The sequence below is a fragment of the Streptomyces indicus genome, from assembly GCF_900100315.1.
Classification (GTDB): domain Bacteria; phylum Actinomycetota; class Actinomycetes; order Streptomycetales; family Streptomycetaceae; genus Streptomyces; species Streptomyces indicus.
Map to the genome: position 1 here is coordinate 194857 of NZ_FNFF01000006.1, position 21763 is coordinate 216619.

A 21763-nucleotide genomic window follows, 5' to 3' on the forward strand; every position below is an offset into this window, starting at 1 on the left:
TTACGCGTAGGGGCTGTCGACGCCGGCGGCGGCCGGGCGCGGGGCGCGGGCCGGGCAGCAGCCGACCGGGCACAGGTCGTGGCTCGCGCCCAGGGCGCCCAGGGCGCAGGGCGTGACGGCCGCGCCGCGCTCCTTGGCGGCCCGCTCCAGGAGCAGGTCGCGCACGGCCGCGGCGAAGCGCGGGTCGGCGCCGACGGTGGCCGAGCGGGCCACGGGCAGCCCGAGCTCGGCGGCCTTGGCGGTGGCCTCGGTGTCGAGGTCGTACAGGACCTCCATGTGGTCCGAGACGAACCCGATCGGGACCATCACCACGGCGGGCACGCCCTTGCCGTGCTGCTCCTCCAGGTGGTCGCAGATGTCGGGCTCGAGCCACGGAATGTGCGGGGCGCCGGAGCGCGACTGGTAGACGAGCTGCCAGGGGCGGTCGACGCCGGTCTCCTCGCGGACGGCGTCGGCGATCAGGCGCGCCACGTCCAGGTGCTCGCGTACATACGCGCCGCCGTCCCCGTGCCCCTCCACCGGGCCGGAGGTGTTGGCTGAGGCGTCCGGGATGGAGTGGGTGGTGAAGGCGAGGTGGGCGCCGTCGCGTACGTCCTCGGGCAGCTCGGACAGCGACTTCAGGACACCGTCGATCATGGGCCGGACGAAGCCGGGGTGGTTGAAGTACTGCCGCAGCTTGTCGACACGCGGCAGCTCCAGGCCCTCCGCCTCCAGGGCGGCGAGCGCGTCCGCGAGGTTCTCGCGGTACTGGCGGCAGCCCGAGTACGAGGTGTAGGCGCTGGTGGTCAGGACCAGGATGCGGCGGTGCCCGTCGGTCACCATCTCGCGCAGGACGTCCGTCAGGTACGGGGCCCAGTTGCGGTTGCCCCAGTAGACCGGCAGGTCCACGCCGTGCTCCGCGAAGTCCTTGCGCAGGGCGTCGAGCAGCGCGCGGTTCTGGTCGTTGATCGGGCTCTTGCCGCCGAACAGGAAGTAGTGCTGCCCCACTTCCTTCAGACGCTCCTTGGGGATGCCTCGCCCCTTCGTCACGTTCACCAGGAACGGGACCACGTCGTCGGGGCCTTCGGGGCCGCCGAACGAGAGGAGCAGCAGGGCGTCGTACGGGCTGGGGTCGGGCGCGTGGGACATGCTCCCGATCCTAGGTCGTCGCCCCGGCCGTCCGGCCGGGCCCTTCGGCCCACGGCACGGCGTCGGGCGTACCGGAAATCGGCGCGCGCGGCGGTACACCCCGGCCGTAAGCTGTACGAACCCCGCACACGCCTTACCGGAGCACTCCTTGGCCAGCCCCTACCGCGAGATATTCACGCCGCCCGGCACCCTGTCGTTCTCGGCGGCAGGACTCATCGGGCGGCTGCCGCTGGCCATGATGGGCATCGGCGTCGTCACGATGATCTCCGAGCTCACCGGCCGTTACGGACTGGCCGGCGCGCTCTCCGCGACCCTCGCCCTGTCCGCCGCCGTGATCGGCCCGCAGGTCTCGCGGCTCGTGGACCGCTACGGGCAGGCGCGCGTGCTGCGCCCGGCCACCCTCGTCTCGCTGGTGGCGGTCGCCGGACTGCTCGTCGCCGCGCAGCTGGAGGCGCCGGACTGGACGCTCTTCCTGTGTGCCGCGCTCGTCGGCTTCGTGCCCTCGCTCGGCTCGATGGTCAGGTCCCGCTGGGCGGAGGTGTACCGCGGCGACCGGCGCCGGCTGCACACCGCGTACTCCTTCGAATCCGTCGTCGACGAGATCTGCTTCATCTTCGGGCCGATCATCTCCATCGGTCTGTCCACGGTCTGGTTCCCCGAGGCGGGCCCGCTGCTCGCCGCCGTGTTCCTCGCGATCGGCACCTTCTGGCTGACCGCGCAGCGCGGCACCGAGCCCGTCCCGCACCCGCGTGAGCACCACACCGGCGGAAGTGCCCTGCGCTCCCCGGGACTTCAGGTCCTGATGGCCACCTTCGTCGCGACCGGTGCGGTGTTCGGCGCGGTGGACGTGGTGACCGTCGCGTTCGCCGAGCACGAAGGCGCCAAGGAGGCGGCCAGCCTGGTGCTCGCGGTGTACGCGGCCGGGTCCTGTCTCGCCGGAGTCGTCTTCGGACTCGTGCACTTCAAGGGCCCCGCCGCCAAGCGGTGGCTCGTGGGCGTGTGTGCGATGGGCGTGAGTATGATCCCCCTCCTACTGGTCGGGAACTTGCTGTTCTTGGCCGTGGCGCTGTTTGTCGCGGGCCTGTCCATCGCACCGACGATGATCACGACGATGGCCCTCGTCGAGCAGCACGTACCCCGGGCGAAGCTGACCGAAGGCATGACGTGGACCTCCACGGGCCTCGCGGTGGGCATCGCGCTCGGTTCGTCGGCGGCCGGCTGGGTCATCGACGCCGTGGGCGCCGACCGGGCGTATGTGGTGCCGGCCATCGCCGGCGGTGTCGCGGTCGTGATCGGGTTCCTCGGCTACCGCCGGCTGACCAGGCCGGTTCCGCAGCGGGGAGGACCTGATGGGTACGACGGGATCGACAGGCACGGCGGCGAGCGGCCCGAAGGCGTCCGCGACAACGTGGCGTAACTGGGCCGGCAACGTCACGGCCCGCCCCGGGCAGGAGGTCACTCCCGCCTCGGTCGAGGAACTCGCGGCCGCCGTACGGCAGGCCGCCGAGGAGGGCCGCCGGGTCAAGGCGGTCGGCACCGGCCACTCCTTCACCTCCGCCGCGGCCACCGACGGCCTGCTGATACGTCCCGATCTGCTCACCGGGATACGGCACATCGACCGCGCGGCCGGCACGGTCACCGTCGAGGCGGGCACCCCGCTCAAGCGCCTGAACCTCGCACTCGCCCGCGAGGGCCTGTCGCTCACGAACATGGGCGACATCATGGAGCAGACCGTCGCGGGCGCCACCAGCACCGGCACCCATGGCACCGGCCGCGACTCGGCCTCGATCTCCGCGCAGATCCAGGGTCTGGAGATCGTGACGGCGGACGGTTCGGTGCTCAGCTGCTCGGCCAAGGAGAACCCCGAGATCTTCGCCGCGGCCCGGATCGGCATCGGCGCACTCGGTGTGATCAGCGCGATCACCTTCGCCGTGGAGCCGGTCTTCCTGCTCACCGCGCGCGAGGAGCCGATGAGCTTCGACCGGGTCACGTCGGAGTTCGACGCCCTGCACGCGGAGAACGAGCACTTCGAGTTCTACTGGTTCCCGCACACGGGCAACTGCAACACCAAGCGCAACAACCGCAGCGCGGGCCCCGAGCAGCCGGTGGGCACGGTGAGCGGCTTCTTCGAGGACGAGCTGCTCTCCAACGGCCTCTTCCAGGTGGTCAATTCACTGGGCCGCGCGGTGCCGGGGACTATCCCGGCGATCGCGAAGATCTCCAGCAAGGCGCTCTCCGCCCGCACGTACACCGACATTCCCTACAAGGTCTTCACTTCTCCGCGCCGCGTGCGCTTCGTGGAGATGGAGTACGCCCTGCCGCGCGAGGCCGCCGTCGAGGCGCTGCGCGAGCTGCGGGCCATGGTCGACCGCTCGAAGCTGCGGATCAGCTTCCCCGTCGAGGTGCGCACGGCGCCTGCCGACGACATCACGCTCTCCACGGCCTCGGGCCGCGAGAGCGCGTACATCGCGGTGCACATGTACAAGGGCACGCCCTACCAGGCGTACTTCACCGCCGCCGAGCGGATCTTCACCGCGCACGGCGGGCGGCCGCACTGGGGCAAGGTGCACACCCGCGACGCCGAGTACTTCGCGTCGGTGTACCCGCGCTTCGGCGAGTTCACCGCACTGCGCGACCGGCTCGACCCGGAGCGGGTGTTCGGGAACGACTATTTGCGGCGGGTGCTCGGCGACTGACCCGGTGCGGGCCGCGGTCCCCTTACGGTCCGCTGCCCCGTCATCCGGTTTCTGTCCGCTGGACCGTCAGCCGGTCGTGCCCGGGTCCTGCTGCTGTTCCGGCGTCTGCGGGTCCGCGGTCGGGTTGTCCGGCGTCGGGGTGGGGGTCGGCGTGGGAGTCGGGGTCGGAGTGGGCGTGGGGGTGGGGGTCGGGTCCGGCTTCCTGCCGCCGTCGTCGCCCTGGCCGTCGGTGCCGCCGTTGCCGCTGCCGTTGCCGTCCGGGGAGGTGCCGGGGTCGGGCGATGCGGTGCCGTCGCCCTGCCGGCCGTCGGTCCCCGTGGACCCGTCCGAGCTCGACGCCGAGGGGTCCTGGGAGGGCGTCCCGTGGTCTCCCCCGCCGCCCTTGCCTCCCCCGGTGAACACGCCGGTCAGGGTGGAGCCCTCGGTGCCGGACAGGTTCTCGCCGGCCACGGCCTCGTACGCGGTGATGCCGCCCATCGTCACGGCGAACACCGCGGCGGCCGCGAGCACCGGGCGCTTCCAGCTGCGGATCCGCTTTCCCTGTACGGGAGATACGCGGTACTCGTCGTGCGCCTGGGCTGCTGCGCCTGTCGTCAACGGCTCGCCGTGCGGGCCCATCACGGTGCCGAGCATCATGGTCCGGTCGGCCGGGCCGGTGGCGCCGGGTGCCGTGGGCAGTGCCTGGGTGGCGTCCGTGGGAGCGGCGGTCCGCAGGACGCGGGTGGCGTCGTCGGCGTCCACCGGTGCGGCCGCCGTACCGAGGACCCGTGTGACGTCGGCCGAGTTCAGGACCTGGGTCCTGTCGGCGTCGGCCCCGGACGCGCCTGTCGCCCTGGTCGCACCGGCCTCACCTGCCGCCGGGAGCGCCGTGGTCGCCACCTCGTCCAGTGGTACGGGCGGCACGTCCACCACGCCCGGGCGCCAAGTCGTCGCCATCGTCGCGGTGTTCGGCAGCACCTGGCCGACCTGCTGCGGAGGCTCGGAATCGGCGCGGAACGTCTCCGGCACCGGCCGTCCGTCCCCTGTCACCGGCACCTGCCGTGCCCGGCCGGGCTTCGCCTTCACCGCGGCCTCGCGCACCTGCTCCCCCGTGCGCTTGAAGAAGTGCTGGAAGACCGGGCCGCCGCAGGTGGCCACGACGCTCATCACGCCCGCGCCGAGGATCGTGCCGTAGACCCCGAAACTGGAGGCCAGCTTCGCGGCGAGCACCGCCGCGAGCGCACCGCCGGCCACCTGGGGCACATTGACGTCTATGCCCTTCTTCTTGTCCTCTGCGCCGGTTTCCGACTGCTGAGCCATCCCCGTCCCTTGCTCGCCGACTCGTCTGACTGCTACCCAGAAGGGACTTATGGGCGAAGCGGATAGTTCCGATTCCGGAGTTTCTGTGAAGCAGCACACCCCTGTAAGCAGGGGATATGGGTGCGGCAGGGGTCAACTCCCTTGCCCCGGGACAACTTCGGCGGCGCGGCGGTCCACCCAGGTGGCCCGAATGGAGTACTGTTGCGAGCCCTGGGTTCGGACTCCCGCCTGGGTACCCAGGGGCCCGTGAGGGACCTTCGGGAGGGGGATCGCTGCACAGGGTGACCGATGTGGGCAAGTTCGGTCACTTTGCGTGGCGAATAGGTAACCGTGCCATAACGGCGATCAAGGACCCATGCCCGACACGCCGGGCAACTCGGCAAGGTTGTGGCAGGCTGCACCCGGGCAGGCCACACTCGACTAGCGGAAGCAGCGACGCACGTGACGTCGGCAGGCACCACCCGGGAGGTCCCCATGCCCGAACTGCGTGTCGTGGCCGTCTCCAATGACGGCACACGGCTGGTGCTGAAGGCTGCGGACTCAACGGAGTACACCCTTCCGATCGACGAACGCCTGCGCGCCGCTGTGCGCGGCGACCGGCCACGGCTCGGCCAGATCGAGATCGAGGTCGAGTCGCATCTGCGCCCCCGCGACATCCAGGCGCGTATACGGGCCGGTGCGACCGCGGAAGAGGTCGCCCAGCTCGCCGGCATCCCCGTCGATCGCGTGCGCCGCTTCGAAGGGCCGGTGCTCGCGGAGCGCGCCTTCATGGCCGAGCGTGCCCGGAAGACTCCTGTCCGCCGCCCCGGTGAGAACGCAGGACCCCAGCTCGGCGAGGCGGTGCAGGAGCGGCTGCTGCTGCGCGGGGTCGACAAGGAATCCGTCCAGTGGGACTCGTGGCGTCGTGACGACGGCACGTGGGAGGTGCTGCTCGTGTACCGGGTCGCGGGGGAACCGCACTCGGCGAGCTGGACCTACGACCCGCCGCGGCGTCTGGTGGCGGCCGTGGACGACGAGGCGCGCTCGCTGATCGGCGAGAGCGACGACATCGCGGCGCCCGAGCCGAGCTTCCCGTTCGTGCCGCGGATCGCGCGGCTGCCGCGGGACCGGCCTCTCGACCGTGCGCTCGACCGTCAGCTGGAGCGTCCCGAGCGGCAGATCCCTGCGCCGACTCCCTCGCCGGAGCCGGCGGAGGAGTCCACGCCTGCCGAGCGTGACTCGCTCACGAGTCTGCTCGAGGCGGTGCCGAGTTTCCGTGGCGATCTGGTGGTGCCGGAGCGGCCGAGTGTGCCCGCGCCTGCGGAGCGGGCCGTCGAGGAGCCGGCTCCTGCCCAGGAGCCGGAGGTCGAGGAGCCGCCCGCGCCGGCGGCTTCGGCGGGGTCCGCGTATGCGGATGTGCTGATGCCGCGTTCGGTGGCCGGTCACCGTGACCGGCTCGTCGGCACGACGGACCGGCAGGCCGAGGCGGACGGGGTCCGGCCGGGGCGCCGGGCGGCGGTCCCGAGTTGGGACGAGATCGTGTTCGGCACCCGCCGCAAGAAGAAGGATTGATGTGTACGAGGGGGCCCGTGCCGTTGTTGGGTACGGGCCCCCTCGTGCTGCCCCCTTGGCACCTGCCCTCTCGGGCCGAGCTGCTGCGCCGCTCCGCGGCGCGGTGAGGTGTCGGGGCTGCGGCCCCGCTCGCCTGGGCCCTTGGCCCAAAGGGCCAGGGTGCTGCGCCGCTCCGCGGCGCGGTGAGGTGGCGGGGCTGGGCGCCCCGCCTACCCCGCGGGGGCTCCGCCCCCTGCACCCCCGTATGCGGGCGCGGCCCTCAGCCTTGAGCCCCTCGGGCCGGACTGCTGCGCCGCTCCGCGGCGCGGTGAGGTGGCGGGACTGCGGCCCCGCTCGCCCCGCGGGGGCTCCGTCCCCTGCACCCCCGCACGTGGGCGCACCTCTCATGCCTGCGCTCGTGGGCCCAGGTGCGCCGCCCCACCAGAGCCGTGGGGCTCCGAGCCCCGGACCCCCTGCTGAACCGGCCCAACCGCTACGGATTCGGTCCCGTAGCCACCGGGCGGGACTCGTCCGAGGACCAGTCCGACCATGAGCCCACGTACAGGGACGCTTCGATGCCGGCTACTGCCAAGGCCAGGACCTCGTGGGCGCCTGAGACGCCCGAGCCGCAGTAGACGCCTACCTTCGGGGCGTCGAAAGCGCCCAAGGACTGGAAGCGGGCGGTCAGTTGGGGGGTGGGCAGGAAACGGCCGTCCGGGGTGACGTTTTCCGTGGTCGGGGCCGAGACCGCGCCCGGGATGTGGCCGCCCACGCGGTCGATGGGCTCCACCTCGCCGCGGTAGCGCTCGCCGGCGCGGGCGTCCAGGAGGAGGCCTTCGCGGGCCAGCGCCGCGGCCTGGTCCGCGGTGAGGGCGGGGATCGAATCGGGGCGGGGGGTGAAGTCGCCGGGGTCGGGGGCCGGGGTCTCCGTGGACAGTTCGCCCGGCCACGCGGCCAGGCCCCCGTCCAGGACGCGTACCGACGGGTGGCCCGCCCAGCGGAGGAGCCACCACGCACGGGCCGCCGCCCAGCCCTGGCCGCCGTCGTAGACCACCACGGGGCGGTCCGCCCGTACGCCTGCCGCGCGCATCGCCTGGGTGAAGACGTCCAGGTCGGGGAGCGGGTGGCGGCCGCCATCGCCCGCGGGGCCCGCGAGCGCCGTGTCCAGGTCGACGTAGACGGCACCCGGGATGTGCCCGGCCTCGTAGGCGGCACGGCCGTCGAAGGGCGGCGAGCCCGCGGCCGCGGCCAGCGTCAGCTGCCAGCGGATGTCGAGCAGGACCGGCGGATTCTGCCCTTTCGACTCGCTCGCCAGTTCGGCAGCGGAGATGATGGCTTGCATAGCGTTCGTGGCAGTCATGGGGCACATCCTCGCGCACGGCCCGAGGCACGGACGGTGCGGCCCACGGCCGCGCCGGACGGGAGGTGCCGGCCCGCCACGGAGGGGTGAGCAGGACCAGAGCGGGCATGCTGCTCACGACATCGAGGCCTGCGGCCGTCCCGAGGAGAGAGTGACGATGACCGAGTCAGCAGCTCGGCACGCGCCCGGCACCCCGTGCTGGGTGAGCTTGATGGTGCACGGACTGGCCGGTACGCAGAAGTTCTACGGCGCGCTCTTCGGGTGGGAGTTCCTGCCCGGACCGCAGCAGCTCGGCCCGTACGTCCGCGCGCTGCTCGACGGCCACGAGGTGGCCGGCATCGGCGTCATGCCGCAGGACCGGCATCTGCCCGTCGCGTGGACCCCGTATCTCGCCTCGGACGACGTGGACACCACCGCGGACACCATCCGGCACTGCGGCGGCACGGTCGGCGTGGGCCCGCTGGACGCGGACAACGCGGGACGGCTCGTGATCGCCTCGGATCCCGCAGGCGCGGTGTTCGGGGTGTGGCAGGCCGCGGAGCACATCGGCGCCGGTGGCGTGGGACTGCCGGGCACTCCGGTGTGGAACGAGCTGGTGACGCGGGACACCGCGTCGGTCGCGAAGTTCTACCAGGCCGTCTTCGGGTACGGCGAAGAGCCGGTGGTCTCCGCCGACTTCGACTATCTGTCGCTCTCCGTGGAGGGGCGGTCCGTCGCCGCGATCCACGGCGTGGGGCACGGGCTGCCGCGCGACCGCGGGGCGCACTGGACCACGTTCTTCGAGGTCGAGGACGTGGACGAGGCGGTCGAGCGGGTGGGCGAGCTCGGCGGCCATGTGCTGCGCGGACCGTACGACAGCGGGCACGGCCGGATGGCTACGGTGGCCGACCCCGAAGGGGCCGCCTTCAACGTGGTGCACAGCGCCGGCGACGTATAGGCGTATAGACGGCAAGCGGAACAGGCCGATGCGCGCGTCCGTACGGGGAGTTGCTCACTCGGGCGAGACGCCCGGAGCGCGGGAACCCTTGCACTGACCTAAAGTCGCATTCCGTACTAACCGAGCAAAACGGAATGCCGCCGGGAGTCACCGCATGCCGGAGCCGAAGCGCCACCGCCTGAGCCGACGCACCTCCAAGATCCTGCTCGGCACGGGCGCCGTGCTGGTGCTCGGTGCGACGAACGCGCCCGCCGTCTACGACTTCGCCTCCACCCAGTACCACGCGTACGAGATCGACCAGCCCGAGTACAAGGCCGAACGCGGGCAGTGGAGCCTGGTCGACGTGCCGAAGGAGTACCGGATCAACACGATCCACGCGGCGCTCCTGCACACCGGCAAGGTGCTGCTGGTCGCGGGGTCGGGCAACGACGCCAAGCAGTTCGACGCGAAGACCTTCCGGACCGTCCTGTGGGACCCGAAGGACAACTCGTTCAAGAACATCCCCACCCCGGCCGACCTGTTCTGCGCCGGGCACACCCAACTCCCCGACGGCAGGCTCCTGGTGGCGGGCGGGACGCAGCGGTACGAGACGCTCGAAGGCGATGTCGAGAAGGCCGGCGGCCTGATGATCGTCTACAACGAGAATCCGGACGCGCCCAAGACCCTCCCCAAGGGCACCCGGTTCACGGGCCGCGAGACCGGCAAGAGCTTCACCTCGCAGGCGAACATCGTCGTGCCGCGCGCGAAGAAGAAGGTCGACCCCGTGACGGGTGAGGCCGAGGTGACCGCGTCCAGCGCGCGGGTGTACGTGGAGGCGCTGGAGAAGGGGCCGCAGCACCAGACCGGCACACAGGACCAGTACCGCATCTCCGGCCTGGAGGGCGAGGAGAAGCAGAACGTCTACGGGATCGCGCAGAAGCTGTCCTTCGACAAGAAGGACTTCCAGGGGATCAAGGACACCTTCGAGTTCGACCCGGTGGCCGAGCGGTATGTGCAGGTCGACCCGATGCACGAGGCGCGCTGGTATCCGACGCTGACCACCCTGGAGGACGGCAAGGTCCTCTCCGTGTCCGGGCTCGACGAGATCGGCCAGGTCGTGCCGGGCAAGAACGAGATCTACGACCCGAAGACGAAGAAGTGGGAGTTCCTGCCCGAGGCCCGGTTCTTCCCCACGTATCCCGCACTCTTCCTCGCCTCGGACGGGCGGATCTTCTACACCGGCTCCAACGCGGGCTACGGGCCCGACGACAAGGGGCGCGAGCCGGGGATCTGGGATCTGGACAGCAACGAGTTCACCAAGGTGCCGGGCATGTCCGACCCGGACCTCCTGGAGACCTCGATGTCCGTGCTCCTTCCGCCCGCCCAGGAGCAGAAGTACATGGTGCTCGGGGGCGGCGGGGTCGGCGAGTCCGCGAAGTCCACGGACCGGACGCGCCTGGTGGACCTCAAGGAGGACGAGCCGCGCTTCCGTGACGGGCCGCCGCTGTACGACAAGGCGCGCTACCCGAGCAGCGTGGTGCTGCCCGACGACACGGTGCTGACCACCAACGGCTCCGGGGACTACCGCGGCAAGTCCGACAGCAACGTGCTCAAGGCCTCGATCTACGACCCGAAGACCGACAAGTTCACCGATGCCGCCGATCCGCTGGTGGGCCGCAACTACCACTCGGGCGGGCTGCTGCTGCCCGACGGCCGGGTGATGACCTTCGGCTCGGACTCGCTCTTCTCCGACGAGGCCAACTCGAAGAAGGCGAAGTTCGACCAGCGCCTGGAGCTCTACACCCCGCCGTATCTGCACCAGGGCGGCGAGCGGCCGGTGCTGCGGGACCCGGAGGGCGGCCGGCGGACGGTGAAGCTCGGGAACACGGTGTCGTACGACAGCGACGACCCGAAGGCGATCAGCAGGATGCGGCTGATCCGGCCGGGCTCCTTCACGCATGTCACGAACGTCGAACAGCGGTCGATCGCGCTGGACTTCAAGCGCACGGAGAAGGGGGTGGACGTCACGCTGCCGGAGAACCCGGCGCTGGTGCCGCCCGGCTGGTACATGCTGATGGCCGTCGACGACCGCGGGGTACCCTCCGAGGCGGTGTGGCTGCATGTGCCGGTGGCGGCGGACGCGCCCACGCATGAGACGACGGACGAGGATCCTGAGCCCGCGATCAAGTAGCCGGCGGGGTGGTGAGGGTTTCGGCGCCGGGGGTCCAGCCCAGCGGGAAGGTGTCCGCGCCCGAGACCGCCGGCTCGCCGCCCGCCTCCGTGAACGCCGTCAATGCCTCGACCAGGGCGGCCTGTTGGGCCGGTGCGAGGCGGGCGACGATCTGCTCGATCTCGCGGTGGCGGCGGGCGGTGACGTCCTCGACGAGGCGGGCGCCCTCCGGGGTGAGGCGCAGCACCGTCTCCCTGCGGTTGGCCGGGTTGATCTGCCGGTCCGCGAAGCCCGCCGCGATCAGCCGGTCCGTCATCCGCATCGCGGTCGACGGGCTGACGCCCAGGCCGTCCGCGAGCGCGACCAGCTTGGACGGACCGTGCGCCGACAGCACGACGAGCAGCCGGAACTGCGGCAGGGTCACCCGGTCCTCGTACGTCGCGAGGGAGCGCGCCGACACGGCCACGAGCAGCCGCGAGGCGGTGAGCACGGCACGGGTGACGGCGTCCACGCCGGGGAGGTCGGGGCGGGGTGGGGCTGGCATGGGTCTGTTGTACCGCGTGCGGCAGGACGGGCGGTGCAGCGTGCGGTGGTGCGTGGGCGGGGGCGTCGCCGGGGTGGTGGTGAGGCCCGTTGCCGCCGGGGTGGCGGTGAGGCCCCGGTGCCGCCGGGGCCTCACTCCGTCCGTCCCGTCCCGCGGGGCTCCCGCACGCTCAGCCCCAGGCGCCCGCGATCTGCCGGGTGGTCGCGTTGAGGCGGTTGAACAGGTTCGTCACGCCGACCATCATGATGATCGCGGCCAGCTGCTTCTCGTCGAAGTACGAGGCCGCCTCGTCCCAGACCTCGTCGCTGACCGCGTCGGGGCGGTCGGCCAGCCGGGTCGCGGCCTCGGCGAGGGCGAGGGCCGCGCGCTCCTCGTCGGAGAAGTACGGGGTCTCGCGCCAGGCCACGACCGTGGCGAGCTGCTCGTCGGTGACGCCGGCCTTGCGGGCGGTCTTGGTGCCGCCGTCGACGCAGGCGCTGCAGCCGTTGATCTGGCTGGCGCGCAGGTGGACCAGTTCGAGGATGTGGCCGTCGACCCCGGCGGAGTGCACGGCCTTGAACAGGCCCTGGATGGCCTCCATCGAACCGGGGAGCAGGGCGGCGGGGTTCTGCATACGGGACTGCATGGCGGTCTCCTTGTGGGTGGGCCGGCGGACCGGCCTTCGTCTTTTCGGTGGTGCGGCCGGCGGGGCCGGCCTTCCGTTTCCCCCGGCTCTCGTCGGGGTGTGACTCCATGACAGCCCGGGCGGGGGTGGCCCGGCGAGGAATGTGGGACACCGTGGGACAGCAACACCGGTCCTGGACAGGGGCGTTGTCCCCGGGAAAACTTCTGCGCGGGCGGGACGGAGCACGGGAACGAGGGGGCGGGCCATGGGGCCGCAGCAGGCGAAGAGGGATCCGCGGGACGAACTGGCCGCGCGGCTGCGGGCGTTGCAGGAGGTGTCCGGTCAGGGGGTGCGGGCGCTCGCGCGCGAACTGGGGCTGAGTTCCTCCTCGCTGTCGCGGTACCTCGGCGGGCAGACCGTGCCGCCCTGGCCCGCGGTGCTCGCGCTGTGCAAGTTCGTACGGCGTGATCCGCGCCCGCTGCGTCCGCTGTGGGAGCAGGCGTCGAACCCGCTGCCCGCGCCGCCCCGCAGCAGCCGGCAGGTCACTCCCCCGGCGCCGCCGCCGGGTGCTCCACGTCCGCCGCGCAATGATCTGCCGCGTGACGTACCGGACTTCACGGGGCGGAGCGAGCAGCTCGCGGCGGTGCTCGACGCCGTGCGGGCCGACCGTGTGGTGGCCGTGGACGGGATGGCGGGCGTGGGCAAGACCTGTCTCGCCGTGCGCGCCGCGCACCGGCTCGCGGCGGACTACCCGGACGCCCAGCTCTACCTGGACCTGCACGGGTTCACCGAGGGGCGCGAGCCGCTGGGGCCCGATCCGGCGCTGCGCTCGCTGCTCGCGGCGCTCGACGTGCCCTCCGAGCGCATTCCGCAGACCGGCGGGGTCGAGCCGCTCGCCGCCGTGTGGCGGTCCGAACTCGCGCACCGCAAGGCCGTGATCGTGCTCGACAACGCCGCGGACGCCGAGCAGGTGCGCCCGCTGCTGCCCGGTGCGGGCTCCTCGGTGGCCGTGGTCACCAGCCGCAACCGGCTGCTCGGCCTGGACGAGGTGCCGCCCGTATCGCTGGACGTCCTGACGCCCGAGGAGAGTGCCGAGCTGCTCGCGAAGGCGAGCGGCGAGTCGGGGCGTGCGGAGAGCAGGCTCGGGCGCGAGCCCGAGGCGACGGCCGAAGTGCTGCGGCTGTGCGGGCAGTTGCCGCTGGCGCTGCGGCTCGCCGCGGCCCGCCTGCGGCACCGCCCGGGGTGGACCGTCGGCATCCTCGTGGAGCGGCTCGCGGAGGGGGCGAGCGAGTTCGACACCGCGTTCGCCATGTCCGTACGGCAGTTGGACCATGCGACGGGGCGGCTCTTCCGGCTGCTCGGGCAGCTGCCCGGGGAGACCTTCGACATGTACGTGGCCGGGGCGCTGGCGGATGTGCCGCCGCGCGCGGCGCGGGAGATGCTGGAGGATCTGCTCGACGCCCATCTCGTACAGGAGCGGGCGCCGGGGCGTTACCGGCTGCACGACCTCGTGCACCAGCACGCGCGGCGGGCCTCGGCCGAGCAGGATCCGTCGGCGCTGCGCGAGAAGGCGCTGGCGCGGGTGCTCGACTACTACGTGCACACGGCCGCGGCGGCGGATGCGGCGATGCCGTTCCTGGCCGGGACGCGGGCGCCCTCGGCCGGTGAACCGCCCGCAGCCGTACCGTCGTTCGCGGACAAGCGGGCGGCGATGATGTGGTACGTCACCGAGTACACGAACCTGATGGGGGCCTTCGAGGCGGCGGTGGCGGCCGGGGCCGACCGGCATGTGTGCGAGCTGCCGCGGTTCATGCGAGCGTACTTCGCGCGCCGCTGCGGGACCACCCACCTCAACTTCCTCTTCGAGCGCTCCCTGGACGCGGCCCGGCGCCTCGCCGATCCGTGGCAGCTCGCGGAGGCGCACAGCGACCTCGGCTTCGCGCGCTACAACGCGGGCCGGATGGCGGAGGCCGACGCCGCCTACGCCTCGGCGCTGCCGCTCGTGGCCGAGACCGGGGACACGCGCTCGCAGGCCGAACTGGCCATGCGGCGCGGCTACTTGAAGTGGGACGCGGGTCTGGTGACCGAGCCGCTGGAGCTGTTCCGGCAGGCCGGCGGGCTGTACGCGGAGGCGGGCTGCCCGTCGGGGGCGGCGCATGCCACGGCGTACGAGGCGTGGGCGCTGCTGCAGCTGGGGCATCACGAGGAGGCGGCCCGGCTCGCCCGCGAGGCGCTGGCCGTGCCGCACGCCGACCCCGCGTGGCCGCCGGCTCTGACCGCGCGCATCACGCTCGGGGTCGCGCTCGCGCCCGAGGCGCCCGAGGAGGCGGTGGACCAGCTGCGGCGGGCGCTCGACCTGGCGCGCGAGGACGGCCACCGGCACAACGAGGCGTGGTGCCTGAACTGCCTGGGCGTCGCGCTGCGCCGCATCGGCCGCCACGAGGAGGCCCTGGCCGCCCACCGCGAGGCCTTCACGCTGCTCGACGCACTCTTCGAGGAGCACTGGAAGATCCACTTCCTGCACGACTACGCGGAGACCTGCCGTCTGGCGGGCCTGCCGGACCAGGCGCTCGAACTGCACCGCCAGGCCCTGGAGTTGGCCCCGCGCGCCGGCAACCGCCACGCGGAGGCCCAGGCGCACGAAGGCCTGGCGGCGGTACTCGCGGACACGGACCCGGAGGCGGCGGAGCGGCACCGGGAGGCGGGGCGGGCGATTCGGGGGGAGTTGTTGGTGGTGGGGTGAGGGGTGGGGTGCTTGTGGCGGAGCCTTGAGGCGGGGTGCGGGTGCTCGTGGCCGGGTGGGGGCGCGGGTGCTCGCGGCCGGGTGAGGGCGCGGATGTTCACGGCCGGGTGAGCGGCGTACTGCTCTCATGGCCGGGCGCGGGTCAGGCCGCGCGGTCGCCGCCGCCCGTCTCCGCGGCCGTGCGCAGATGCGCGTTGCGCTGCCGGATGAGCCGCCGCATGTACCGGCCGAGGAACGCGGCCTCGGCGAGGCGTCCCAACGGACCGAAGGGCGCGGCGAAGACGACGGTGTCGCGCATCACGGTGCCGCCGCGGCCCGTCCCGTCCGCCGCGAAGTCGTGCGTGTGCACCCAGCGCGCGAACGGGCCCGCCACCTGCTCGTCCACGAAGTGCGACGGCCGTTCCCAGGCGCTGATCCGCGAGGTCATCCGCCACGGCACCCCGAAGTGCCGGGCGCGCCAGGTGACGGTGTCGCCCAGCGCCATCCGCCCTTCGGTCACCCCGCCGACGATGCGCTCGCCGCTGCGGGCCATGGAGGCCGTGTGCAGGCCGACGTCCAGGGAGAGGTCGAAGACCCGCTCGGGGGGCGCGGCGATGCGGGTGGTGGTTTCGAAGCGGATCACGGGTGTGACTGTAGGGGGCGGGCCGGGGCGGGCGGTACGTGGGCCGGGGCCCGGCGGAGGGGCATCCGTTCCGGGTCCGGCGTGGGCCCGGCCCGCGTCCGCAAGGACCCGCGATCTTCGCACCATTGACCCCGGGCCCTGCGCCGACCCACGATTCCTGTGGATCAACAGCCACGGCCCACGACGCCTGTACGCCTCGCCCCCGTACGCCCGTACGCCCGTACGCCCTCACCCACAACGCCCATACGCCACCCGCAGCCAAGGGGACCCCCGTATGCCCGAACGACCCTCCGCGCCCGCGCCACTCACCGTCTCCGCGGAGCCGTCCGTGCCACCGGACTCCGTGTCCGCGAAGCCCTCCGCCGCTTTCGCGTTCTCGCCGCAGGCGGCCCGGGCCGTGCTCACGGACGAAGCCGTCGCCGCGTTCCGTGAGGTCTGTGCGCCCGCGTCGCGGCTGCTGCACGAGTTCGGCTCGGCCGAGGCGCGGGACGTGCTGCGGGGCACGGAGGTGCTGGTCACCGGCTGGGGGTGTCCGCCCCTGGACGCCGCCGCGCTCGCCGCCGCGCCGCGGCTCAAGGCCGTGGTGCACACGGCCGGTTCGGTGCGCGGGGTGATGACCGGGGCCGCGTGGGAGCGCGGCATCGAGATCAGCTCGGCGGCCGCGGCCAACGCGCTGCCCGTCGCCGAGTACACCGTCGCGATGATCCTGCTGAGCGGCAAGCGGGTGCTCGAGACCGCACGGGACCACCGGGCCGCGCGCACCGAGGTCGACTGGACGCTGGTCCCCCGCGACGTGGGCAACTACCGGCGGACGGTGGGGATCCTGTCCGCCTCGCTCATCGGACGCCGGGTGATCGAGCTGCTGCGGCCGTACGACGTGCGGGTTCTGCTGTACGACCCGTTCGTCACAGCGGCGGAGGCGGCCGGGCTCGGGGCCGAACTCGTCGGCCTCGACGAACTGTTCGCGCGCTGCGACACCGTCAGCGTGCACACTCCGCTGCTGCCCGAGACGCGCGGCCTCGTCGGCCGGGAGCTGATCGGCGCGCTGCGGCACGACGCCGTGCTCATCAACACCGCGCGCGGCGCCGTGGTCGACCAGGACGCGCTCACCGAGGCCGCGCTGGCCGGCCGGATCCGAGCGGTCCTGGACGTCACCGACCCCGAAGTCCTGCCCGCGGAGCACCCGTTGTGGGACTGCCCGAACGTCACGATCACCCCGCACGTCGCCGGCTCCCAGGGCAACGAATGGGGGCGTCTGACCGATCTCGCGGTGAGCGAGCTGCGCCGGTGGGCGGCGGGCGAGGGGTTCGCCCATGCCGTGAGCCGCGAGCGGTCGGGGCTTCTCGCATGAGCCCGTGGACCGCACGGCTGCCCGCGGAGGATCGCGCCCTCAGCCCGTACACCGGCTACTCCCGCGCCCACTGGGAAGCCGCCGCGGACGGCCTGCTCGACGCCGCCTGGCGGTGGGCCACTCCGCGCGGCGCGCTGCTCGACCTGCCCGGCCCGCCCTCCCAGTCGGGGGTGCGGTCGGACGGTCTCGAGGGGTACGCGCGGACCTTCCTCGCCGCCGCGTTCCGGGTCGCGGGGGCCCAAGGGGCCGATCCGTACGGCTGGTTGGAGCGGTACGCCGAGGGGCTCGCGGCCGGGACCCGTACGCCGGGCCGGGACGACGCCGAGTCCTGGCCGGTGATCCGCGACATCCATGTGGCCGGACAGCCGATGGTGGAGTCCGCGTCCGTGGCGCTCGGGCTGCGGCTGACCCGGCCCTGGCTGTGGGACCGGCTCGACGGCGACGTGCAGGACCGGGCCGAGGCCTGGCTGCGGGGCGCGCTGCGCCGCGTGCCCGCGCCGAACAACTGGTACCTCTTCCCGTTCACGGTCGCCGGCTTCCTGGAGGAGGTGGGCCGCGGGGACGCGGAGACGGCGCGGGCGCGCGAGCGGGGGCTCGGGCTCCTGGAGGGCTGGTACCGGGGGCAGGGCTGGTACGCGGACGGCGACGGGCGTGCCTTCGACCACTACAACGGCTGGGCGCTGCACCTGTATCCGGTGCTCGACGCGCACCTGTCGGGCGCGGGCACCGGGGTGTACGGGCAGCGGCTGCGGGAGCATCTCGCGGGTCTCGGGCTGCTGTTCGGGGCCGACGGGGCGCCGGTGTACCTGGGCCGGTCCCTGACGTACCGGTTCGCGGCCGCGTCCGCGGTGGGGCTCGGCGCGCTGACCGGCGACACCCCGTGGCGTCCCGGCACCTCCCGCGGGCTGATCAGCGGAGCGCTGCGGTACTTCCTCGACCGGGGTGCGGTGGACGCGGACGGTCTGCTCACCCTCGGCTGGCACGGCCCGCACGAGGCCACGCTCCAGCGCTACTCCGGTCCCGCCTCGCCGTACTGGGCCTCGAAGGCGTTCGTCTGCCTGCTCGCGCCCGCGGACGCTCCGCTGTGGACGGCCGTGGAGGAGCCCGCGCCGAGCGGGACCGCCGACCGTGTGCTCCCGCTGGCCTCCCCGGGGCTGCTGATCCACGGCACGCGCGCGGACGGCATCGTGCGGGTGCACAACCACGGCAGCGACCATGTGCCGCCGGAGGCGGGCGAGTCGGCGGCACAGGACGATCCGCTCTACGGACGGCAGCACTACTCGACCCGTACGGGACCGACCGCGGCCGGGAACGCGCCCGACAACCATCTCGCCGTGGTGCTCGACGGGGTGCGCAGCGTCCGGCGCCGGATCCACCCGCTCGGCGCGGGCGGTGGCGAGGGCTGGGGCTGGGCGGCCTCGCGGCACCGGCCGGTGTTCCCCGTGGGACCGCCGACGGTGCCCGGACTGCGGGTCGAGTCGGTGACGGTGGCACGCGGCCCCTACGAGCTGCGGATCCACCGCGTGCTCGGCGCACCGCCGGGGGCGCGGGTGGAACAGACGGGGTGGGCGACGGGACCGGACGACGGGCTGCACACCGGGCTGCGTCCGCTGTACGGCTGGGACACGGAGGGCGCGCCGGAGGTGCAACGGGCGCCGCAGGGCACGGCGTTCACGCGGTGGGCGGAGATGGCGCGGTTGACGGCGGGGGTGGGGGCGGAGGCCGGGTCGGACGCTGACGACGGATCCGGGGCCGGGCCGGGGCGTGGGGTGTACGTGGCACTGGCCGTGCTCTCCGCGGAGCCTGTCGCTCTGGACCAAGTGGTCGTGGAGACGGCCGCGGACAGCGAGGGGGTACGGGTCAGGTGGGGCGACGGGGCCTTGACGCGTGTCGTGTTCGGGCCTGTTGACGTGACGTTCGCTGAGGGCGGCGGGGGTGAGGGGCCGGGGGCCGAGGGGCTCAGCCCGGGCGCTGCACGCTGAGCGGCGGGCAGGACAGGCGACCCGATCGGCGGACGGGACAGGCGGCGGGCCCGGCAGGCGGCCCAACTGCGGCGGGGAAGACCGCGGCGGGCGGGAGGGCCGGCGGTCCCCAGGTACCGTCGTCGGCCGTCCCGCCCTCCCGTCACCCCACCCGAAGCGCCCGCCCGTTCAGTGGTCGTCCCAGTGCCCGTCGTGGTCGGCGTGCCGGTGGCCGTCGTGTACGTAGTCGACGTGGTCGCCGTGCGGCACGGCGACGTGGCCGCAGCCCTCGCCGTGCCGGTGCTCGTGGCCGTCGTGCGTGTGGTGGCCGGCCGGCTCGCACTCGTCGACGTGGTCCTCGTGGACGCGGTGCAGATGGCCGTCGTGGGCGTAGTCCACGTGGTCCCCGTGCGGGAACGCCACGTGCCCGCAGCCGTCGCCGTGCTGGTGGGCGTGGGCGGAGTGGGGGGCGTGTGCGGTGGTCATGCGGTGCTCCAGTGCGTGCTCGGGACGGCGGGGCGCTCGGCTGCGCCGGCCGCCGCAGGCATCCTGCACCCCGCTGGCGGCGCGAGCCGTTCAGCGCCGGCACCGGCGTGTCCGGGCCCGGCGCTCCGTCCCCTCCTTGGCAGCACCCCGCCCCATGCGGCACGCTTCACCCTCGTGCCCGATCAGTCCGATCACTCACCCCGTCCGGATCCCGCGCCGCGCCCCGACCCGGCACCACGCCCGCACCCCGCACCCCTCGCCGACCCCGCGCACGGCCCGGCTGCGCCCAGGCGCCCGGCACCTCCCGCTCCCCCAACTCCCCCGGCCCACACGGCCTCCCGCTCGGAACCCCGATCCGAACCCCGCTCCGACTCCCTTCCCGGCTCCTCCTCCGCCCTCCCCCTCTCCGACCGCATGGTCGTCTGCGGGGACGACGCGCTCGCCCGGCGTCTGGCGGGTGAGCTGCGCGAGGTGTACGGGGAGCGGGTCACGCTCGTGGTGCCGCCCGCGGGCGGCCGTTCGCCGCAGACCGGACGCGAGCGGGCGGGTGCGCTGCTCGGGCGGTTCTCGGCGGCGCTCGGGCGCGGCCCCGGTGCCGCCCAAGTGCCCGACGGGGACCGGGTGGTGGAGGCCGCCGAGCTCACCGAGGAGGTGCTCGCCGAGGCGGGGGTGGCGGACGCGGGGGCACTCGCCCTGGTGAACGACGACGACGAGACCAACATCCGCGCGGCCCTCGCCGCCCGGCGGCTCAATCCGCGGCTGCGGCTCGTCATCCGCCTCTACAACCGCAAGCTGGGCCAGCACCTGGCCGAACTCCTCGACCAGGCAGCCCTGTTGGCGGACCCCGACCTCGCCACGCGCGACGTCTCCACGACGGTGCTCTCGGACGCCGACACCGCCGCGCCCGCCCTGGCCGCCGCCGCGGTGGCCGGCACCCGCAAGGTGCTCCAGGCCGACGGGCTGCTGCTTCAGGCGGTGGAACAGCAGGCACCGGCCCAGGACGGTGCGCCGCCGGAAGGACTGTGCACGCTGGCGCTCCTGTCCACCAACCGCACCGGCGCGGGCGGCAACGGCGACGAGGGCCCGCTGCTGCTGCCCGACGACGCGGCGGTCGCGGCGGCCGCCGGGCGCGGCACGGTCGTCCTGCAGGCGGTACGGCACCATGCGCCGCCGCTCGCCCCGGGAAGGCTGGCCGGACGCGGAGCGCCGCTGCGCGAACTGTTCTCGCGGCGGCTGCGCTGGGCGCTCGCCGGGCTGCTCACCGCGGTGCTCGGGCTCGCCGTGGCCTCCTGGGCGACCGCGGGCGGCAACCCGCTGCACGCCACGTATCTGACCCTCCTGGACCTGTTCGCCCTCAACGACCCCGCCACCGAGGGACCGCACAGCCGCCAGGTCCTCCAACTCCTCGCCGCGCTCGCCGGGTTGCTGCTCCTGCCGGTGCTGCTCGCCGCGGCACTGGAGGCCTTCGGCACCTTCCGTACGGCCGCGGCGCTGCGCCGTCCGCCGCGCGGTCTGTCCGGCCATGTCGTGCTGCTCGGCCTGGGCAAGATCGGTTCCCGCGTCCTGACCCGGCTGCGCGAACTCGGCATCCCCGTCGTCTGCGTGGAGGAGGACCCGGAGGCCCGCGGCATCCCGCACGCGCGGCGGCTGCGGGTGCCCGTGGTGCTCGGCGATGTCACCGAGGAGGGCGTCCTGGAGGCGGCGAAGATCCACCGCGCGCACGCCCTGCTCGCGCTCACGAGCGTCGACACGACCAACCTCGAAGCGGCGCTGTACGCGCGGTCGGTGAAGCCCGACCTGGGGGTGGTGCTGCGGCTGTACGACGACGACTTCGCGCTCGCGGTCTTCCGTACGCTGCGGGCCGCGCACCCCGGGGCGAACACCCGCAGCCGCAGCGTCACCACGCTGGCCGCACCCGCGTTCGCGGGCGCGATGATGGGCCGCCGGATCCTCGGGGCGATCCCCGTCGAACGCAAGGTCCTGCTCTTCGCGGCGCTCGACGTCGCCGAACACCCCGAACTCCGGGACCGCACGGTGGCGGAGGCCTTCCGGCCGGGGGCGTGGCGCGTGGTCGCCCTGGACACCTCGGCCCCGGCCCAGCGCCTCCCGGACCTCTCGGCGGGCCCGCCCCCGTACGGCCAGGGCCACACGTCCGGGCTCGTCTGGGACCTGCACCCCGGCCAGGTCCTCACCGCCGAGGACCGCGTGGTGGTGGCGGCGACCCGCCGCGGCCTCGCCCGCCTCCTGGGACGGCGGCGGGAGGCGGGGCGGGTGGGCGCGCCTCGGAGGGCCGGGCAGGAGTGAACGGCGCGGGCCCGCCCGGAGCGGAGACACGGGCGGGCCCGGCCGCTCC

General features: G+C 73.6%; 16 protein-coding genes. 9 read left to right on the forward strand and 7 right to left on the reverse strand.

The genetic code is table 11. From position 1 onward, the window contains the following. Complete coding sequence (locus BLT97_RS17620) at nt 1–1128, reverse strand: ferrochelatase (RefSeq protein WP_093611224.1); 1128 nt, start codon at nt 1126–1128, stop codon at nt 1–3. A gap of 148 nt (nt 1129–1276) precedes the next feature. On the opposite strand from BLT97_RS17620, the gene BLT97_RS17625 reads away from it, so the two are divergent. Both BLT97_RS17625 and BLT97_RS17630 read left to right on the forward strand, forming a co-directional pair. Next, nucleotides 1277–2545, forward strand: coding sequence for an MFS transporter (locus tag BLT97_RS17625; RefSeq protein WP_093611226.1), 1269 nt, complete (start codon nt 1277–1279; stop codon nt 2543–2545). Then, entirely contained in the window at nt 2478–3824 is a 1347-nt protein-coding gene (locus tag BLT97_RS17630; RefSeq protein WP_093611228.1) for a D-arabinono-1,4-lactone oxidase, read from the forward strand. Before BLT97_RS17625 ends, BLT97_RS17630 begins: the two co-directional genes overlap by 68 nt. Nucleotides 3825–3890: 66 nt before the next feature. Here BLT97_RS17630 and BLT97_RS17635 read toward each other — a convergent pair whose 3' ends face one another. Continuing rightward, the gene (locus tag BLT97_RS17635) at nt 3891–5123 is read right to left on the reverse strand and encodes a hypothetical protein (protein WP_093611230.1); all 1233 of its coding nucleotides are present in this window, start codon (nt 5121–5123) and stop codon (nt 3891–3893) included. Nucleotides 5124–5597: 474 nt separating this feature from the next. Between BLT97_RS17635 and sepH the strand changes: the two genes are divergently transcribed. Beyond that, the gene (gene sepH / locus BLT97_RS17640) at nt 5598–6674 is read left to right on the forward strand and encodes a septation protein SepH (protein ID WP_093611233.1); all 1077 of its coding nucleotides are present in this window, start codon (nt 5598–5600) and stop codon (nt 6672–6674) included. Nucleotides 6675–7146: 472 nt separating this feature from the next. On the opposite strand, the gene BLT97_RS17645 is transcribed toward sepH, so the two are convergent. Next, complete coding sequence (locus BLT97_RS17645; RefSeq protein WP_093611235.1) at nt 7147–7995, reverse strand: sulfurtransferase; 849 nt, start codon at nt 7993–7995, stop codon at nt 7147–7149. 175 nt (nt 7996–8170) lie between these two features. On the opposite strand from BLT97_RS17645, the gene BLT97_RS17650 reads away from it, so the two are divergent. Both BLT97_RS17650 and glxA read left to right on the forward strand, forming a co-directional pair. Beyond that, entirely contained in the window at nt 8171–8950 is a 780-nt protein-coding gene (locus tag BLT97_RS17650) for a VOC family protein (protein WP_093611237.1), read from the forward strand. A 154-nt stretch (nt 8951–9104) separates the two neighbouring features. Continuing rightward, on the forward strand, nt 9105–11120 hold the full coding sequence (gene glxA, locus BLT97_RS17655) for a radical copper oxidase GlxA (protein ID WP_093611239.1): 2016 nt from the start codon (nt 9105–9107) through the stop codon (nt 11118–11120). Here glxA and BLT97_RS17660 read toward each other — a convergent pair. Both BLT97_RS17660 and BLT97_RS17665 read right to left on the reverse strand, forming a co-directional pair. Beyond that, nucleotides 11113–11643, reverse strand: coding sequence for a MarR family winged helix-turn-helix transcriptional regulator (locus BLT97_RS17660; RefSeq protein WP_093611241.1), 531 nt, complete (start codon nt 11641–11643; stop codon nt 11113–11115). The genes glxA and BLT97_RS17660 overlap by 8 nt on opposite strands. 169 nt (nt 11644–11812) lie before the next feature. Beyond that, a complete protein-coding gene (locus tag BLT97_RS17665) occupies nt 11813–12268 on the reverse strand; it encodes a carboxymuconolactone decarboxylase family protein (RefSeq protein ID WP_093611243.1) in 456 nt (151 codons plus the stop codon). A gap of 244 nt (nt 12269–12512) precedes the next feature. Here BLT97_RS17665 and BLT97_RS17670 point away from each other — a divergent pair, with 244 nt between their 5' ends. After that, complete coding sequence (locus BLT97_RS17670; RefSeq protein ID WP_093611245.1) at nt 12513–14990, forward strand: tetratricopeptide repeat protein; 2478 nt, start codon at nt 12513–12515, stop codon at nt 14988–14990. 142 nt (nt 14991–15132) lie between these two features. Here BLT97_RS17670 and BLT97_RS17675 read toward each other — a convergent pair whose 3' ends face one another. After that, nucleotides 15133–15612: an SRPBCC family protein gene (locus BLT97_RS17675; RefSeq protein ID WP_176953802.1), complete on the reverse strand. Its 480-nt coding sequence runs from the start codon at nt 15610–15612 to the stop codon at nt 15133–15135. A 274-nt stretch (nt 15613–15886) separates the two neighbouring features. Here BLT97_RS17675 and BLT97_RS17680 point away from each other — a divergent pair, with 274 nt between their 5' ends. Next, on the forward strand, nt 15887–16963 hold the full coding sequence (locus BLT97_RS17680) for a hydroxyacid dehydrogenase (RefSeq protein ID WP_093611249.1): 1077 nt from the start codon (nt 15887–15889) through the stop codon (nt 16961–16963). Further along, on the forward strand, nt 16960–18945 hold the full coding sequence (locus BLT97_RS17685; protein WP_093611251.1) for a DUF2264 domain-containing protein: 1986 nt from the start codon (nt 16960–16962) through the stop codon (nt 18943–18945). Before BLT97_RS17680 ends, BLT97_RS17685 begins: the two co-directional genes overlap by 4 nt. A 168-nt stretch (nt 18946–19113) precedes the next feature. Here BLT97_RS17685 and BLT97_RS17690 read toward each other — a convergent pair whose 3' ends face one another. Next, complete coding sequence (locus BLT97_RS17690; protein WP_093611253.1) at nt 19114–19410, reverse strand: hypothetical protein; 297 nt, start codon at nt 19408–19410, stop codon at nt 19114–19116. A gap of 414 nt (nt 19411–19824) precedes the next feature. Here BLT97_RS17690 and BLT97_RS17695 point away from each other — a divergent pair, with 414 nt between their 5' ends. Further along, the gene (locus tag BLT97_RS17695; protein ID WP_093611255.1) at nt 19825–21714 is read left to right on the forward strand and encodes an NAD-binding protein; all 1890 of its coding nucleotides are present in this window, start codon (nt 19825–19827) and stop codon (nt 21712–21714) included. Nucleotides 21715–21763: the final 49 nt, after the last annotated feature.

What these genes read in the sequence shown, in the direction of transcription:
- BLT97_RS17620 (WP_093611224.1), bottom strand. Translation starts at nt 1,128, where the DNA reads ATGTCCCACGCGCCCGACCCCAGCCCGTACGACGCCCTGCTGCTCCTC.
- BLT97_RS17630 (WP_093611228.1), top strand. Translation starts at nt 2,478, where the DNA reads ATGGGTACGACGGGATCGACAGGCACGGCGGCGAGCGGCCCGAAGGCG.
- BLT97_RS17635 (WP_093611230.1), bottom strand. Translation starts at nt 5,123, where the DNA reads ATGGCTCAGCAGTCGGAAACCGGCGCAGAGGACAAGAAGAAGGGCATA.
- sepH (WP_093611233.1), top strand. Translation starts at nt 5,598, where the DNA reads ATGCCCGAACTGCGTGTCGTGGCCGTCTCCAATGACGGCACACGGCTG.
- BLT97_RS17645 (WP_093611235.1), bottom strand. Translation starts at nt 7,995, where the DNA reads ATGCAAGCCATCATCTCCGCTGCCGAACTGGCGAGCGAGTCGAAAGGG.
- BLT97_RS17650 (WP_093611237.1), top strand. Translation starts at nt 8,171, where the DNA reads ATGACCGAGTCAGCAGCTCGGCACGCGCCCGGCACCCCGTGCTGGGTG.
- glxA (WP_093611239.1), top strand. Translation starts at nt 9,105, where the DNA reads ATGCCGGAGCCGAAGCGCCACCGCCTGAGCCGACGCACCTCCAAGATC.
- BLT97_RS17660 (WP_093611241.1), bottom strand. Translation starts at nt 11,643, where the DNA reads ATGCCAGCCCCACCCCGCCCCGACCTCCCCGGCGTGGACGCCGTCACC.
- BLT97_RS17665 (WP_093611243.1), bottom strand. Translation starts at nt 12,268, where the DNA reads ATGCAGTCCCGTATGCAGAACCCCGCCGCCCTGCTCCCCGGTTCGATG.
- BLT97_RS17670 (WP_093611245.1), top strand. Translation starts at nt 12,513, where the DNA reads ATGGGGCCGCAGCAGGCGAAGAGGGATCCGCGGGACGAACTGGCCGCG.
- BLT97_RS17680 (WP_093611249.1), top strand. Translation starts at nt 15,887, where the DNA reads ATGCCCGAACGACCCTCCGCGCCCGCGCCACTCACCGTCTCCGCGGAG.
- BLT97_RS17685 (WP_093611251.1), top strand. Translation starts at nt 16,960, where the DNA reads ATGAGCCCGTGGACCGCACGGCTGCCCGCGGAGGATCGCGCCCTCAGC.
- BLT97_RS17690 (WP_093611253.1), bottom strand. Translation starts at nt 19,410, where the DNA reads ATGACCACCGCACACGCCCCCCACTCCGCCCACGCCCACCAGCACGGC.
- BLT97_RS17695 (WP_093611255.1), top strand. Translation starts at nt 19,825, where the DNA reads ATGGTCGTCTGCGGGGACGACGCGCTCGCCCGGCGTCTGGCGGGTGAG.